The sequence below is a fragment of the Maribacter zhoushanensis genome (assembly GCF_029350975.1).
GTDB classification, from domain to species: domain Bacteria; phylum Bacteroidota; class Bacteroidia; order Flavobacteriales; family Flavobacteriaceae; genus Maribacter; species Maribacter zhoushanensis.
Genome location: NZ_JARKMR010000001.1, coordinates 1,298,570 through 1,317,081 on the forward strand (window position 1 = coordinate 1,298,570; position 18,512 = coordinate 1,317,081).

Sequence of the window (18,512 nt, forward strand, 5' to 3'; positions counted from 1 at the left end):
TTGGGTTCATTTTATCTCAAAATAACTTAAACAGACTATAAAGGACAATATTTAGTTGTAAAACCCTAGTTTTAAGTGGTTATCAATAAAATAGTAGAGGTGACAGTTGTTGAAACCTCTACTATTAATCTTATCTATACAGCGTGAAGTTTCCTACAAACTCTCTAGTGTCTGCAGCTCCATTCAATTTTATTATATACCAGTAATCACCGGTTGGAAGCTCATTTTCCTGATAGAAGCCGTCCCATCCGTCTTCATTATCCTTGAAGGTGTAAACTGAACGACCATATCTATCATAGATGCTTATGAAAATCTCTGGATAAACTTCTATGTTATCTGGCATCCAAAAATCATTTTGTCCATCACCGTTAGGTGTAAAGAAATTCGGAATTTCTATGTCAATGAATTCAATGAAAATACTTTGTGTAACCTCACATCCATTTTCATCAACTACAGTAATGTCATAGGTGTCCGTTTCAGTGATATAGAATATGTTCTCTGAGCCTTGTTCAACACCATCAATATAGAATGTATAATTTTCTTTACCTCCTACGGCTGTTGCGGTGATTTGGTTGATGTTACTTTCTACAACCGTAAGCTCTAGAGGATCAAAAGCTTCTATAACAACATCATAAGTAGCAATACACCCATTTGCATGAGAAATACTGATATAGTGATTACCAGGAGTCAAATTACTGAAGCTACCACTTAATTGCATTTCTAATGGGTCTACAGTGTCCAATCCAAATAGAATGTCATTTTCAATACTTGGATCGTTCAATATTATACTCACGTAATTGCTAGGACTATTGCCGTCACACTCATAAACTGGTTCAACAACGGCACCTAAATCAACACCGGCATCTATGGTAACAATGATTGTTTCTTCACAACCTTGTGCATCTTCAATATATATGATATAGTCACCAGCAGCCAAGTTAGTAAAGCTTAACCTGTCTTGAACAAAATCAGTTTCAGATTCAAAACGAGTACTGTAAGGAGCGGTACCACCAATTATGGTTAAATCTATAGTTCCGTCTTCTTCGCCTACACAGATTTCTGGAGTGCTTTCAGTAGTAATTTCTATAACTTCCGGTTCTTCAATACTTGCTTCAATAAGTTCAAAACATCCATTGGAGTCTTGTGCTATAATAACATAATCACCAGGAGCCAAATCATCAAATGTATTGTCATCACTAAAGCGATCCAAGTTTGGTGAGATTGCATACTGGTAAGTACCGGTGCCGCCAATCATGTTGACCGTAATGCTACCATCATCTTGACCGTTACAGGTTACATCGTTAATTACTGTGTTTGCAGTATCTATAACTAGTGGGTCTGGTTGAGTGATAGTTACCATAGAAGATGAAACCTCACAATCATCGCTTTGAACCCTAACGTAGTAAGTACCTGCCAACAGCTCAGTAAATAAGCCTGTTGGTTGATTTGGTCGTACTTCATTTGTAAGACCTGCATCTGAGAACAATGCGTATTCATAATCTCCTAAGCCGCCTTGAGCCTCTGCATTAATAACACCGCTATTATCTCCATTACAACTTACCGTTGGGTTATCATTGTCTAGCGTTACCGTTAACGGCGTTACAGGATTAATGGTTATACTATTTGTTAAGACAGAAATACACCCTTCGCTATCCTGAACATAAAAACGATATGTATTTGGTGTAACACCTGTAAATAAATGGGTATTTGGACCATTAGTTTCATTCATTGCATTGAAGGTTGAAGTACCATCGGTATTCCACATATAAGGTCCTGTACCACCTGAAGCCGTAAGTAATAATTCAGCATCAGACAAGCAAGTAGCTCTTTGTGCAGTTACCAATTGTCCTACTACCTCTGTAGGTTCAACTATTTCAACTATAGCAGTTTCATCAGAACAGTTAAGGTCATCTAAAACAGTTATACTATAATATCCTGACCTTAAATTGCTAAAAGTAGGGTCTGTTTGTATACTAGAGGTTTGTATTACATTGGCACCAGGTGCATCACTATCGTATGTATTTAAAATATATCTATAGTTTGTGGTAACCGTTCTTGGTGTAAAACCTGCAGTAAGTTCCCCTATAGTGTCACCTTCACATACCAAATCTTGCATAGATTGAATATTGGCAACAATAGGCTCTGGAGGTGATAACGTGAATGCATTAGTGAACGTTTCTGTACAGCCCAAATTATCTGTTACCTCAACGGTATATTGTCCGTTGCTTAGATTTCTAAATAGGTTGCTGCTTACTTGGTCTGCAGTGTAAGTTGTACTACTACCAACATGGGTAAGAACAATATTGAACGGACCTTCACCGCCATTAGGTATAATATTGGCACTACCCATATCATCGCTACAGCCAACATCTGTTGTCTCTATTGTTGCTAATGTTACCGCTGCTGATGGAGATGTAATGGTAAAAGATCTCTCTTGAATACACTCAGGAGTTCCAACTTGTGAAGCTCTTAAAATATAGCTACCTGCCGCTACCGGAATAGAAGCTGTTGTTCCTGTTCCTGTAAAAATACCCGCATCATCTGTACGAATAGTTGCTGATCCGTCGGCATTTACAACTTCCCAATTGAAATCACCTGTATAAGTAGCGTCGGTAAACGTTACTTCAATAGCCCCGTCTGTTCCAAAACACACTACATCTGCAAGTTTATTGACTTCGATATTAAATGTATTAGGGTCTTCTACAATATGGGTTCTTGTTATTTCACAACCTGTAGTTACATTTTTAATACCAATAGTATAAGTACCAATAGCCAAGTTTGTAAAAGTATTGTCACCAGTCTGGTATGTGGCAGATGGTAATATTCTAAACTCATAATTAGCAAGGTTTGCCGTAGTATTGGTAACAGTACTATTTACATTTATAGTAATATTTTCTCCACTGTTTACACAGTCTAGATCTCTATCTACATTTACCGTTGCGTCAATAAAAGTGTCATAAGGGTCTATGGTAACAATATGTTCTGAAGAACAACCTTCGTCATCGTATACGCGAACAATAATATCACCACCAGCCGCATCTGTGTGCGTGTAGGTTAAATTATTACTGTTTTGAAGTACATTCGAAGTTGCATCATCTATAAATTCAAAACGATTGTATGTTCCACTACCACCATTAATTGTACTTGCGTCTATAGTAATTGTAGCATTGTCACCGTCATTACCGTTAGCACAACCAAACTGAACAGGAACTGGAGCAGTAAATGTTAGAGCTGCATTTTCATCTATAACCACTGTTTTTACTGTGGTACAGTTATTAGGACCTCTTGCAGTTACATCATATGAGCCACCAGGTAAATCTGTGAAAGATTGGGTTGTTGCATCCCAATTTGCCGTTGCAGGCATAGGGTTTATCGTATATGTCAATGGATTATTTCCATTATTTACTTGAACCAGTTCTATGCTTCCATCTTCTGCACCTGAACAACTAACTTCAATAGGAGTTGCGGTGAAATCTGGACGAACAGCTGCGGGTATGGTCACCGTAAATGTTCTAAAACAATTTGTAGAAGCGGTACCAATATCATATACATTGACAGTATAATCTGTATCAATAGTATTGTCCGGAACGCCTACTGGTACATTCATTGCACCACCTGTAAGAGTTTGGCGTGTTACTACATCTGTTAATGAGCTGTCAAGAATTTCGAACTCATAATTCCCAGAGCCTGAAATACCTTCAATAGCTATTTCAGCCTCAAAACCAGCATCACAACCAGGTGCCTTATCTAAATTAGCAGAAGCCTGTAGAGTAGGGTGTACCACTATATTAGTATCTTCTGTACAACCTGTAGCGTCTTTTATAAATATAGTATAGCTGCCAGCTGCTACGGTATTGTAAACTCCGCCATTATTTTGGTATGTACTACCGCCATCAATGGAATAAAGAATAGTTCCTGTACCTGTAGCATCTATAGTAACTGATGCATTTGTATCACAATTTGCAATGACCACATCATCAATAGTTGGTGCGGCTGTAAAGCTCATAGTAACATCATTAAGAGGATACGAACAACCATATTGATCCTCTACATTAACCGTATATGTTCCTGCAGGAGAACCTGCTGGTATTTCTATAGGGTTATCACCTGTTGCTGTAATAGTAGAGAAAGTTGCAGGACCTGTAATAGTATAGAAGTAAGTACCTCCACCGCCTTGAGTATTTTCGATCAGTATTAATCCAGGATTTTCACATGAAATATCTTGCTCGGATTTAGCGACTCCTGTAATAATATCCAATTCATCTAGAATAGCATTTTCACTGGCACTGATACATTGTTGATTATCAGCGTCGTCTATTTGCGTTACTTGAATATAGTATTCATTAGCGGAAAGGCCACTTACGGTAATAGTATTACTGTAGGCTACAAAACCTGCACTTTGATCAATAATGTTATTATCGGTATCAAATAAGGTCCATTCCATTCTATTTTCTGTCAATCCATCTTCATCAACTATTGTGTATGTAATTTCACCGTTGTTCGCTAAATTACAAGAAGGATTAATTTCTGGTGTAATAGTCATTGGTAGACCCCCGGCAATTTCATTTACGTTTACCGTACTTTGTCTTATACAGGTTGAAGGGGTGTTGTTGTCCCTAACATAGAATACATAAGTTCTACCTGGTATTAAATTAGTGAATTCATACATACCATGACCTGCAGTAACTGCTGTACCATCCAAATGGAAACTTCCTCCAGCATACCAAGTAGCTGTGCTTTCATCAAAGTTCGATGGGTCATTTGAAAAAGCATATTCATAACCAGGTACACCTTCACCACCTTGAACCTTAACTTTTAATTCATCACAGTTCTCTACAACCGATGATGTAGTAATATCTAAATCATCTAATGGATAAGGTATTATTTCTCTTGGTAAATCTGTTTGACAAATTACATTGCCACTACCGTCTATTGTTCTAAGCGATGGGAAAACTTCATCACCAGATGTAAGTCCGGTTCTGAAACTAGTTCCTGTCTGCCAAGTACTACCGCCATCTTCACTATATTCAATTGTTCCTGCTAGACCAGTGGTAACATTTGTGAAATCGAATCCAAAATCGGTATCGGTTCCACTACAGTCACTGGCATAGGCTAAAACAATGTCAGCTGTAAGTTCTGCTGGTGCTGTAATAGTAACAGTTTCCGTTTCTGAACATCCTGCTTCGTCTGTAATAATAACGTCATATTCACCAGGTGCCAGGTTATAGTAAGTTTTAGTAGTTCCCACTACATTATTTTGTACTTGATCTGGTGTACCGTTAGTAACATCTACCAATCTATAATCGAAAGGAGAAAGTCCGTCGTTAATAGTTACTTCAATAGTACCGGTGCCATCATGACAATCTGGGTCTGTGGCTACAGCAGTTATATCTAGTACCGGATTTGCGGCAACGGTCTCTGTAACCATTGTTTGGCAGGCATCCGTACCATTTGCTTTGTCTCTTACGTAGATATCATAATCACCTATATTGGCTAGTGCTACTGTTGTTGAATTACTAGCTGCGAAATCAGCATCGGTTACCGTATTTCCAGAAGGAATAAATGCGTACATGAAATTATTGTCTCCGCCAGAAGCTGTTGCCGTTAAGCTACCATCTGCACATAAACTTGCATTTACAGCGACAACACTAAGTGAAATTGTTGGAGCTATTGTTATTGATTGAATAGCTGAAGCACAACCGTATTGGTCATTTACTTCAACATCATAGGTTCCTTCAGATAAATTATTGAAGGTATATGCTACGTCTGTAATAGTAGATGGTGTTTGCCATGCTCCGCCATTAATTCTAAATGAATAATTACCATTACCATCAGTTACCGTAGCGGTTACCGTACCGTTGCTTAGACCATCATAACATTGTGTAGCTGTTAGATCAAAAGCTATGGTATCTGGTTGAACTACATTTACTGTTGTTGTTGAAATAACTTCACAGTTATTCTGATCTCTAACCCTAACATGGTAATTACCAGCTGGTACGTTCAAGAACTGTGGTGAGTTACTAAAAGCTCTAACTACAGTATTATCTGTTAATTCTAATTGGTACTCGTAACCAGGTGTGCCTTCAGCTGCAGAAGCCTGCAAAGTGGCACCAGTATTAAAACAAGTGAATTCTGCATTTTGTTGAAGATCAGCAGTTAATGCATTTGGTGATGTCAACGTTGCTGAAGTCGCTGAGGTTGCCGTACATGAATTATCGTCAATTTTTTCGACCATAACTGTATATGTACCATCGGCAAGCGCTAAAGGTGTCGTAATTGGAGATGTAGTTTCCGTAATCCAAGTTGCTCCATTATCAATAGAATATTGATAACCTACAGTGGTGTCAAAATTAGAAACCTCAAAACGAATACTACCATTATCGCTACCGTTACAAGTAGGGTCGGTACTACCTAAAATGGCTACTTCAAAAGTTTTTCCTGTTTCAACAATTACTGAAATATCTTGTGTTTGTTCACATAACTCCGGAGTTTGTGATGCCTGAATATCATCTAAAACCAAGAAGTTACCATTGTCGCTATTAAGATTGGTACGTAATACAACCCCAACAGCGGTATTTGCACCTGGATCAATAGTAACTGTTCTTAAATGCCAGTCATCTGCATTGTTATTTTGAGGAATAGCTGCTGTTGCCTGACTACTAATTACATTACCAGAACCATCAACCAATTCTACCAATATTTCTGGGTCGTTACCAGAGGCATTGTCAATTAATATGTTGTAGGCGTAAAATGAGATTGTTATTTCTTGATTGGCAAGTGCTTCTAATCCTGTTCTTGACCATAGAATATTGTTATCTCCGGCTGAGGTACTAACCCCAATTGCCATAAACCTACCATCGGTTATGCCAGAATGATCATTAGGACTTCTCCAAGATACATTTGGGTTGGTTATTCTATTCGTAACCGCATATTCAGCATTTACCAAAATTCCTGCAGGACCTAAATTACAGTCCGTATCTGTGCCATCTTGTGGTTCGTAGCAATATCCTGCCCCAATTTCAGCAATCTGTGTGGTAACACCGGCTCCGAAATCTTCATAGAATAAAGTGCTTTGATCCGCAGCTATTAAACTTGTATAGCCAACAGTAATTGTCTGTGTACCTGAAGCAACATTATTGAATACATTACTATCTAGTGGTGAGTTGTCAGTACCGTTTAATTTATAACTATATGTAAAGTCTGCAGTGTTAGAAGGGGTAATCGTTACTACGCCGTCCCCATCACATTCATAAGTTATTGCATTCGTGAAAGTAGGGTCTATAGCAGCTGTAGGTACGATAATTTCTAAAGGTGTTTCACAACCTAAAGCATCTTTTATAGCTAATTGATATGTACCAGGTGTTAAACGTTGCTCGTCAACTGAAGAGAACGTGCTACCGCCATCAAAACTATATTCATATGGAGCTTGACCACCACTACCATTTAATATCTTCACTAAAGCAGTTGGAGTTGCCGCACCAGATGTATCACAAGACGCATCTTCTATAATAGAAGGAGATGCCGTTAAAAGAAATGGCTGGGTAACTTCATACTCTAAAGTCTCTGTACATGCATTACCTTGGTTACTATTAGAATCCGTTACCGTTATGGTATAAGTTCCGGCAGCTAAATTGTTAAAGAAGTTTTCCGTTTGGTACGTTGCGCCACCATCAAGACTGTATTGGTATGGTGCATTACCACCAGATGCGGTAATGGTTAATACAGAAGTAGCTGAATCTGCACATATAATATCTGTATTTGATGCACTTATGGTAATTGTACCTAAATCTTCCATAGTTACAATGTTTGATAAACCGTAACAACCATTGTCATCTCTGATTACGAATACATAATCACCATCTTCATTAGGTATATATGTAGAAGAAGTATCATATCCGAATAGGAATGTTGGATTAGATGTAAATTCAGAATCAGGAATTGTTGTTTCGTCAGCATATGGTGCTACACCATCTTTACTATAGATAGCAAATTCGTATCCTGTTGTACCACCTGTGGCAACTAAGTCTATTACACCCGCAGTACAGGTAATATTATCCTGATTTGTTGCTGTTAACCTTAGTTCAGGAATTTCGTCTACGGTGATAGTTTTTTCGTCACTACAACCATCTGTTGTAGTTGTTACGATTACGTAATCATCTGCTGAAAGACCAGTAAATGTATGCGTATTGTCAGAGGAAAGTAAATAATTAGTTACCAAGGCTCCTTTACCACCGCTACCGTTATCAAAATAAAGCTCATAGCTATATTCTGGTGAAACGTTCAATGCCTGTATAGAAATTGTTCCTGCATCTGTACAATCAAATGGAGTTGAACTGATCGTTGTCTCAAAAATTCTTTCAGCAATACCTATTTCTTCGGTTTCGAATACACAACTGTTCTCAATTGGTGCACCTGTTGTAGGGTTTAGTTGTGTTATCTGTACTTTGTAAGTACCGCTAGTTGCAATAGCAAAGTTTGGACCTTGAACAGCGCTAAATGGCACGGCTATAGTATTGTTTTCTACATCATATAATTGATAACCATAACCCGGACCTAAATCTATAACTCTAATAGAACCTTCTGTATCACAAATGATGTCTGAAGAATCTGGCTCAGGAATATCTAATGTATTTTGGTATGCGTTGAAATAGAATCTACTGAAACATCCGCCTTCATAACCTATTACAACTCTGTATTTACCACTTTCGGTTACGGTAAAATTATCTGCATCTGTTTCTTCGTTCCATGTCCAACCACTAGCTGTATTTGCACAATCATCGCTAACATCACCACAAGTAGCAACGTTACAACTTGCTTCGTCAAGTTTCTCCCATTTAATGGTTAAAGCATCTGTTATGCCTAATTGAATAAATGCGCTATCAGTATCTCCACAAAGAAAAATGTGTGGCATTGAGCTATTATCGTTAGAACAAGTAACGGTTTCTCCTTGAATGTCATTATCAGGATTACTATCACTATTCACTTGATTTAAATAACTAATGATAGGGTTGGTTTGAGTTTCACCATAACGTTCAACAGTAATTAGTTCAGTATGACTAGCACAGCCAGAGGTTGATGTTTTCTCTACAATGTAGTTTCCTATAGTTGTTACTGTCAATGTGTTTGAAGTACCGTCGTCTAAAATAGTATCTCCGGCATCAATAGCACCATCATTATTTGTATCAATTGCCCAAGTATAAGTCTCAAAACCTATTCCGGCAGAAAGTGTACCGCTAACACCACAAAGTTCAACCGTACGTGCAACATTACAATTTGCCAGTGCATCAGATACATTGTTGGCCGCTACTTCTAAAGTTGTGGTACATGCACCTGCAGGGTTACTGCCATCTTCGTCTGAAAAGGTGTTTGTATTCAATGTTCCAGAATAGTTGGCATATGCGTGATTTTCTAGTTGAGAGGCACAAGCCGCTGCAAACTCAGAACAGTCGCCTGCAACAGAAACCGTAATTTTAATCTTATACTCTGGGTCATCAATTTCAACCAGTGCATCTGGTATAGAAAAAGTGATAGTTCTGGTACTTTCTACATAACTACTTGTTACACCAGGGGCATCGTCAATATTTATATCGTTTAAACTTACATTATCAGGTAAAACATTTTTTATAGTAAAATTCGTAGCATCATCATCGCCCGTATTCTGAAATCTTAAAACGTAGTTGTATGTATCACCTAAATCTACATCCTCCCCATTAATATCGGTGCCGCCCAATAATTCAGAAGTATTGCCTAAAACAATTACTGGAGCAAATACTTGAGTGTAAGATGCTGCATTTACAGTACCATCATTTGGGTCAACTGCAGGAACTCCCGTTCCATATTCACCACCATCACCACCATCTGTTGCATCATCTTTGTAATATTCGTTGGCATCACTACAACCATTATCATCACTATCTAAGTCTAAATGATCTGGTAAGCCATCCATATCAGTATCTAGATTTGCACAAAATCCTGAAAATGAAGCTGTATTATAAGATAAAAAGGCAACGTCGGCATTTGAACTAAGTTGTAATCGAAGATATGCCACATCAGCTAAATTAGCCGCAGGTATACCAAATTCTGACAATTCTACTGTTGCTAAACGATAATCTCTTGTTGTGTTATTATAGAAAATGCTTCCGTTTGAGTGGTAAATATCTAATCTGTACCTACCTACAACATCGGCAAGTGCTCCGCCACTATAAGCCTGTACTCTTACAGCATTTCCTAGAGGAGCACCTGTTGCATCATAAAGACTTACAACGTGACCGACACCACTAGGGTCTGCAACTTGAGTTAATAAAATATCTGGTATACCATCGCCAACGTTAGTAGCTACAATGGGATCTATTTCATAAGTCCATGTATCACCAATGTTAACAATACCAGAACCAAGGTCCAATCCGTTTTGCCCGTGGGTCAACAATGGATTTAATGCGTCTGTGGTAGGGTCATTTATAATAGTTAACCCTAAAGCATTATCCTCATTCCCATCATTTAAATTAGATTCAAAGGTTGCTTCACTATAAATATTATTTGAAGGTGTCAAAGCCATCCAGCTAGATTCTGTTGCAGAAATATCCGCAGTTCCATCATTATTGGAGTCTATGCCATCAAATAAACCATTCCCGTTAGCGTCATAAAGGTCATCGTCTGCAACCCCAGTTGTAAAAGTTGTTCCACCAGTGGTAAATGCCAACAATTCATGTGATAAGGTTGGTAATACCGGATTTATTGAGCTTGTAGAACTTCTCCAAAAACCTGCGTAATTAGAGAAAATCTCAGTTATTGCAGTACCACCTTGTACAGTGCTTGATGGTGAGGTGAAATTAACATCACTAGATATGATACACATTTGCTCAACAGCATCATATATACCATCATTATCATCATCTAAATCAACGCTGTCTACAACACCGTCATTGTCAAAATCATTATGGACTATAATTCGGGCGGAAGGCTCATCTCTTGTAATATTGGCGTCCGTTTGGTCTTGGGTATTCGTAGCTATATTTACTAGATTGAGTAAAGGTAAGATGTCAATTTCGTCTGCGGTTACTTCTAGGGTTAAAAATGCTACTTCACCAGGAGCCAAAGTACCAATATTCCAAACACTACCGTTAAAGGTTCCAGTGATTGTAGTAGCCTGAACTAATGTTAATCCTTCAGGAATGTTATCTGTTACCTGTAAATTTGTAATATCATTAAAGTATAAATTCTCTGCTCTAATAGTAAATGTTGCAGTTTCACCTTCAGTTATTTCAGATTTATCAACTGTTTTTTTAATTTGAACATCTGGTTCACAATAGAATATTTTAATGGTTTGCGAATCATAGGTACAAGGTCCTTTGGTTCCTCTAACATAGTAGTCACCAGCAATTGTTGCCGCATAATCATATGAATTAGCACCAGGGATGGCTACCCCATCAAAAAACCATTGGTAGGCATCAAAATTGTCATCTGAAGCTTCAAAAATACTTGAGCCAGAAAAACATTCCCCTACAGTTCCACCATTAATTTGTAGTATAACTTCTGGTACAGTATCAAATCCAGAAAAATAACCTGCAACACCACGAGCGCCGTTAAACCCGAAAAAACCAATAGCCATTGGTCCTGTTGACGTTACGTTAATGTCACCATCTAAATTTGGAATGTAGAAAGTTTTCCAGTCATCTGATCCAGCAACCGGGTCAGAAGCGGGTTTAGAAACCTCTACACCATTTTCAAATACCTTAACATTGGCATCTGGAGTATTTACAGAAGCAATAATGGTTAAACCACCAGTAACATCAGTACCGGCCATGTTTCTAATGTCTGGAATATTGTCCATTACATCTGGTAATAAACAGTTTACCGGTGCAACAAAATTTAGACCTTGAGTGTAGTTCGCAGTTGCTCCTGCTAAACTTTGATATGCATATACATCTTTGGAAGTTGTTACATACATATTTGCACCAGCAGTATTACTTGAATAATTGCTACTTGGTATTTTAAAATATTCACCATTATCTATGGTTGCAATTGCTGTAGTATTGCCATTTACAAATATTTGGGTGTTGTCTGCAGTACCAATTACTAAAGGAAATTCCGTAAGTCCGCTAGTAGAACCATTACCTCTAATGAATACATATTCTTTTCCTAATTTATTGATGGGAACTGGTTGGTCTATACCGGCATCTCTATGGCTTTGTCCGTCTTGACTACCAAAGTTCATAGACCCGTTACTTATTACAATATCTTTTGTCGCTACAATAGAGGCCCCGATCCACCCATCTTCATGAGCTTGTGAATAGCTAGTGCCTATATATGTTTCATATACAAAAGATTCGTTGGCGTTAAGTGTTATTGTGTGTGAGTTAGCAGTTATCCCCGCTCTATCATTACCGACCCTGAATTCGCAATCGGGATCATAACCTGATAATACTACCGTGGTATTATCTTCTGTAGCCATAATACCTAATGTATTCGATTTTGATGAATGTGTACCTTTGTTAGGAACACCGCCCCACTTAAAATTAGTACCCATTGCCTGTCTACCCTTGGCTGTTAAAGATGCCGCTTGAGAGCCAGAGTTACCTCTGTAGTTGACATAAAACTTTTCTCCACCTGCAGAAACAAAACGTAAACCACTATTGGTAAGTACTGTACCAGTGTTAGCGTTAGTTACAAGTGTAATATTGTTATCACCATTTGCCAAGGTCCATAATCCCGGGTTAAGTCTATCTATTGTAAATGTTTGTACAATTGTGTTAGAAGTACCTTGGTACGCGTAAACGTTGAAAGGTGTGGTTTCTGGAGTAGACAAATGAATAGCTTGGTTCTGAATAGCTGCATTGTTTTGACCTTGCTTCATTGGAGGTAAATAATGAAGGTCGCTCAATTGTGCAGATCCTAAGAAGGAGCTCAATGCTATTAGAAAAAACAGTAAGAATTTAATTTTCGATTTAATCTGAGTAATCATCGGTATGGTTTCAAGTAGTACTAAAACAAATAAAGCAAGCTTTTAGCTCTTGGCTAAAAAAATGTTGTATAAGTGCGATTTATGTTACTGTAGGTGTAAATTCTATATGCTTGATGATTTAAATTAGGCTTAATTGTTTATTTTGGAAGTAAATTTGTAGCATGTCAGAAGAAAGATTAATGTCGAAAAAAAAACCTGCTTACCCGGTAAGTGAGGCTTTGGACGGCTATTTGGAACATTATAGCAGAAAGATTGAAATACCTATTTTTTACGACGATTTGCTGAGGTTCGCAGGATCTGTTGTAGTGTATGATAAAAATGATGAAGATACCCTTTGGGTGCGTGCATATTATTCTGAATTTGATAGGAAAGAAATTGATGATAGTTTAAAGAAAGTCTATTCTATTTTACATTCTGATGGTAGTGATAATATTCATCAATATTTAAATGTAGATGCCGTTGATTTTTGCACATTTGGTAACTCCAAACCTTTTAGAATTAAAGTCAGGAATATATTAAATGACAATTTCACCTATTTCTACATTAAAAAGACCGATGCTTCTCGTATTTATGGGTTAGAATTAGAGCATATGCTTTCGCCCTACAACCTTAACTTCTTAGTATATAAGGATACCTTGATCGAAGAGCATATTGCTGGTATACCTGGTGATGAATTTATAAAACATAATTTACCTAAATGTACACCAAGGGAAAAAGCGCAGTTGGCAAAAGAGTTTGTTAAGTTCAATGAGCGTTGCATGATTCGTTTGTTGGGAGATATGCGTTCGTATAACTATGTAATTGTGCCTACGCATGATTTTGATCACGTAGTGTATAAAATACGTGCCATAGATTTTGATCAACAATGTTTTGAGGGAAAACTAAAAGTATACAGACCTCAGTTTTTTAAGGAAAACTACCAAATGGTAGAATTGGTTCGTAAAAAATTAACCCACGATTCTGTTGATCAATATAAACTGGAAGAACGCTCTATGGTAGCCAAAAGAATTTTAAGTTCTGGTAATAGAATTAAGAAATTACGGGCTATTTGTAAAACCGATGAAATTTCTACTCCACAAAACATAACTATGTTAAGAGAGCAGATAGAGGTACTTACCATGGATATGGATTTCCAAAACTGCAAAACCATGGGAGAGGTCTTGGATTTAGCTTTAAATTTTGTACGAAGAAATTATGAAGATGTCAGTCTAAAACAAATTATAGAACATAATATTAAAATTAATAGCTAGATTATCTTCAGTAGATTATAGCAATAAAAAGCCCGATTTTCAAATTTTGAAAATCGGGCTTTTTATTTACCTATTTAAGCTATCTATAATTTTACTAGCTCTTCTGTTCTTTATTAAAGTACACTAGGTAGTAATACATTTGTCTTTCTTCATCCCATCCTTTTTCTACAAACTTCTCTGCGGATTCTGGGTTAATGAAATCCATTTTAATTTGAATGTTAGTATCTAGATTAATAACGTTCTTTATTTTTTTACGTGCATCTGAAACTGCTTTGTTTGCAATATCAAAAGTAGATACATCTTCAATACTAAACTTAGGTCCTTTTTCTGTTTTATAATGTTTAAACTCAGGTATCAACTCTGGGTTTTCCATTACTTCGTTCAAAAACGTAGACTCTTCAAAAGCATCATTTTTTGCAAAATGGTTTACTGCACGGTTCATGAATAAAACTTCTTGCTGCTTGTCTTCTGCTGGTAAAACAACCTCTTTGGCAAAATCTTGACAAAATTTTAAATAGTTTTTTGTTTTAAAGTTATCATCTGAAAGTGGTTCAATACCTAAAAAGTTTTCTATCCAATACTTTGTGTCGTATTTATTGCTATCTACAGAAAGTATCTTGTAACCCTCTTCTTTTTCTACGTTGAAAATTAAGCACCCTTTATCTAATTTATTGATATTGATACCTTGTTGAATTACGATATCTAAATTGCTGTTCTTTTCTTCGAATTGAATAAAATCATGTTTTAACTCGCTTTTAAATATGCCTATAGCGTCTACTTTTTTGTTATCTAAAAGTAAGCCGGATAGATATGCAACATAAACCTCACCACTTTTAATATGTGGATGGTTAGATTGTTCAAATAATAACGATGCTACTTTCTTAGAATTTAAATGAGCCTTAGAAGGATCTTCAAAAACTTCACTTACAATTTTGTGTAATTCATTGAATTCAACATCAACTTCATTAGCAAGTTTATAGTAGTTTTCTTCTTTTTCTCTGAATGGTTTAAAAAAGTATTCTTTTAATAGACCTGTTGTTTCATCATTAAGTCTAAAAGGCTCTTCTGAAAGAAAAACACCTTCATTCTTATTTTTGTTACCAACTCTATGTATAGAAATACTTTCAATTTGAGTAGCATATAAGTTAATCATAAAATGTTCTAAATTAAATGGTTAGTAAGCGAAAAAAATATTATTTACTCGATAATCGAGATTTAAATGCTTCGACGTTAGCGCCGAATCATAAATTATGTTTTTAATTGGATACCTAGATGGTTTGTAGCCTGGGTCAATTACTAAAATTTAGTTCCAATTTTCATCGAAATCTAAATCGTCGTAATTATCAAAGGTATCATCAAAGTCAAAGGCACTATTCTCTGCTTCAAAGTTTTTCTCTGGTGGCGTTTCTGGTAATTCGCCAAATGTAAACAGTACATTAGGGTAAGAACGACCATCTTCGTTTTCTTGAATATCTGCAAGTTCAACGAAAAACGTCCACATGTTCATGAAATCATAAACGTAGATTAATTTTGGGTTGTTTTCGGTCATGACATCCTCTAAAAAGGTTTCGTTCATTAACCTAACATCAGAGCCAGATTCACTCATGTCAAAAAGAGCAATCTCCTCGTCTTGTTTCCATTCCTCATCACATGTATAAAAAGACGCCATTTCATTACCCAAGAAGCCAAATGCTTGCGTAATGGCATTATGGAATTCTTCTAATGAATTGTGGGATTCAATCTCTAAATCTCTGAAAATATCTTCTTCAGCGTCTAGAATTACACGAATTTTATAAATCATACCTTAATTTTTGCGGGTCGGCAAAGTTACGAAGTTTTGGAGTCTTTTCTAGGCATTAATGCATCTAAAAGTATATAGAACTGAACACCAAAAAGAATAGACGCCAATACAAGATGTAACGGCTGACTGGCAAAAGGGAAATCTAAATAGTTCATAGCTATACCGGTAAATACGACCACTAGTAATAAAAACAAGACCCAGTACACTTTAAAGTGACCAAGATCCAGTTTGGTTATTCTATATGCCAAGAAAGAATTTACTAAAATTACAAGTATTGAAAATGATCGGTGAACATAAAATAATAGCTCAGGATTTTGCAACCAGTTACCTTTAGCTGCATATCCGTAAATGTCTACCTGTTCATCTACAAACTGGCGTACCTGTGTTCCCATGGCTATTTGAACAAGGGTCATACCCAAAGCTATAATACTAATGTTCAATACAACCTTATCATATTTAATGCGCTTATTTTCATTATTGGCCATGTAAATAATATAAAGCAACATTGCAACGATAACCAATGCCATAAGCATATGAACCGTAATCTTTGCAGGTTCTAAAACTGAATAGACAACAGTGGCACCTAGCCAAGCTTGAAAAACCATGCCAAAAACCACTAACCATGATAGTATAGGTATGCGCTTTTTCTTCTTCCAGAATTTAATGGAGATAACGGCTAGTATTAAGGTAGCAAGTCCTGCTAAAACTCCAAAAAGTCTGTTTATATACTCAATCCATGTATGCCATGGGTTAAATTCAGCATAGTCATGTTTAGTATATAGATCCCAATTATCTGCATTAAAAGCATCTTTGGTGGTGAAAGATTCTTTAGAAACCTGTAATGTTTCCCTATAGATAATTACTTGACCTTTCTCAAACAAACGATTTGGTTGCCATTGTATTTCTTTAACCTCTGTAGGTGGAATGTAGTAGCCAAAACATTTAGGCCAATCTGGACAACCCATGCCGCTGCCTGTCATTCTTACAACAGCACCGGCAACAATCACTAAATAAACTAAGACCAAAGATACTTTGGCAACTTTTCTAAATGTAATATCCATATATACTATGCATGCTATTTTGTACTCTGTAGACCCAATTCTGCACCTTTAAGATACATAAATTCTTGAGCCGCTTTGTATTCATTAGGGATTTCTCCTTCTAAAATGGCTTCTTTAATTGCCTCCTTTATAATACCAATTTCTTTGGAAGGTTTTAACGCAAAAGTTTCCATTATCTCTTCACCGCTAATAGGTGGTTGAAAATTTCTAACATGATCACGAGCTTCTACTTCTTCAATCTTTTTACGGACAATTTTGAAGTTTTGATGGTATTTGCGCTGTTTCTTCGGATTTTTGGTAGTGATATCTGCCTCGCATAAAGTCATTAAATCTTCTACATTGTCACCGGCATCAAAAACGAGTCTACGTACCGCTGAATCTGTAACATAATCCTCTGAAAGTATAATAGGTCTTGAACTCATTAATACCATTTTTTGAACAAATTTCATTTTCTCGTTCAATGGCATTCGTAGACGCTTGAATAATTTAAAGACCATTTTTGATCCTACGAATTCATGTCCGTGAAATGTCCAACCAATTTTTTTATGGAATCTTTTAGTAGGCGCTTTACCAATATCGTGTAAAAGAGCGGCCCAACGCAACCAAAGGTCATCTGTAGCTTCAGATATATTATCTACAACCTCTAAGGTGTGCCAGAAGTTGTCTTTATGCTTTTGTCCTTCAATTTCTTCTATACCTTGTAAAGCAGTAAGTTCTGGAAGAATATATTCTAATAATTCTGTTTTATGTAGTAACGAAAAACCTAAAGAAGGCTTTTTGCACAGCATAATCTTATGAAGTTCGTCTAAAATTCGTTCGTTAGAAACAATTTTTAAGCGTTCTTTATTTTCTGTAATTGCTTGTAAAGAGGGTAGTGCTATCTGAAAATCTAACTGTGTTGCAAAACGTATTGCCCTCATCATACGCAGTGGGTCATCTGAATACGTAACACCTGGTTCTAAAGGTGTTTTAATTATCTTGTTCTCTAAGTCGGCAATACCGTTAAAAGGATCTAGTAGCTCACCATAGTTATTTTGGTTTAATGATAAAGCCAAAGCATTTATGGTAAAATCCCTTCTTTTTTGGTCATCCTCTAAAGTGCCGTCTTCTACTATGGGTTTACGACTATCTCTGTTATAACTCTCTTTACGAGCACCAACAAATTCAAGCTCAATGCCATCACTTTTAATCATGGCGGTACCAAAATTCTTGAAGACAGAAACTTGTGGTTTGCCTTCTAATTTAGATGCTACTTTTTCAGCTAAAGCAATGCCACTGCCAATGGCAACTACATCTATATCTTTTGGTATGTTACGTTTTAAAAAATAGTCTCTTACAAAACCACCTATAACATAGCAATCTACAGAAAGTTCTTCTGCAGCTTCTGAAATAATCTTGAAAATTGGGTTGTTTAAAGCGTCTGTATAGCTCTCTTGCAT

At 36.7% G+C, this 18,512-nt stretch carries 6 protein-coding genes; 1 reads left to right on the forward strand and 5 read right to left on the reverse strand.

The window, feature by feature from the left end; translation table 11 throughout:
- Positions 1 to 130 precede the first annotated feature (130 nt).
- A complete protein-coding gene (locus PXD56_RS05600) occupies positions 131 to 12,961 on the reverse strand; it encodes a T9SS type B sorting domain-containing protein (protein WP_276492333.1) in 12,831 nt (4,276 codons plus the stop codon).
- Positions 12,962 to 13,122: 161 nt separating this feature from the next.
- Between PXD56_RS05600 and PXD56_RS05605 the strand changes: the two genes are divergently transcribed.
- Complete coding sequence (locus tag PXD56_RS05605) at positions 13,123 to 14,211, forward strand: hypothetical protein (protein ID WP_276492334.1); 1,089 nt, start codon at positions 13,123 to 13,125, stop codon at positions 14,209 to 14,211.
- A gap of 94 nt (positions 14,212 to 14,305) precedes the next feature.
- Here the strand turns inward: PXD56_RS05605 and PXD56_RS05610 are convergent, their stop codons facing one another.
- The 4 genes from PXD56_RS05610 to PXD56_RS05625 form a co-directional block, all read right to left on the reverse strand.
- Complete coding sequence (locus PXD56_RS05610; RefSeq protein WP_276492335.1) at positions 14,306 to 15,364, reverse strand: nucleoid-associated protein; 1,059 nt, start codon at positions 15,362 to 15,364, stop codon at positions 14,306 to 14,308.
- A gap of 150 nt (positions 15,365 to 15,514) precedes the next feature.
- Entirely contained in the window at positions 15,515 to 16,012 is a 498-nt protein-coding gene (locus tag PXD56_RS05615) for an IS1096 element passenger TnpR family protein (protein WP_276492336.1), read from the reverse strand.
- Positions 16,013 to 16,038: 26 nt separating this feature from the next.
- A complete protein-coding gene (locus PXD56_RS05620; RefSeq protein ID WP_276492337.1) occupies positions 16,039 to 17,073 on the reverse strand; it encodes a COX15/CtaA family protein in 1,035 nt (344 codons plus the stop codon).
- A 14-nt stretch (positions 17,074 to 17,087) separates the two neighbouring features.
- The gene (locus tag PXD56_RS05625; protein ID WP_276492338.1) at positions 17,088 to 18,512 is read right to left on the reverse strand and encodes a CCA tRNA nucleotidyltransferase; all 1,425 of its coding nucleotides are present in this window, start codon (positions 18,510 to 18,512) and stop codon (positions 17,088 to 17,090) included.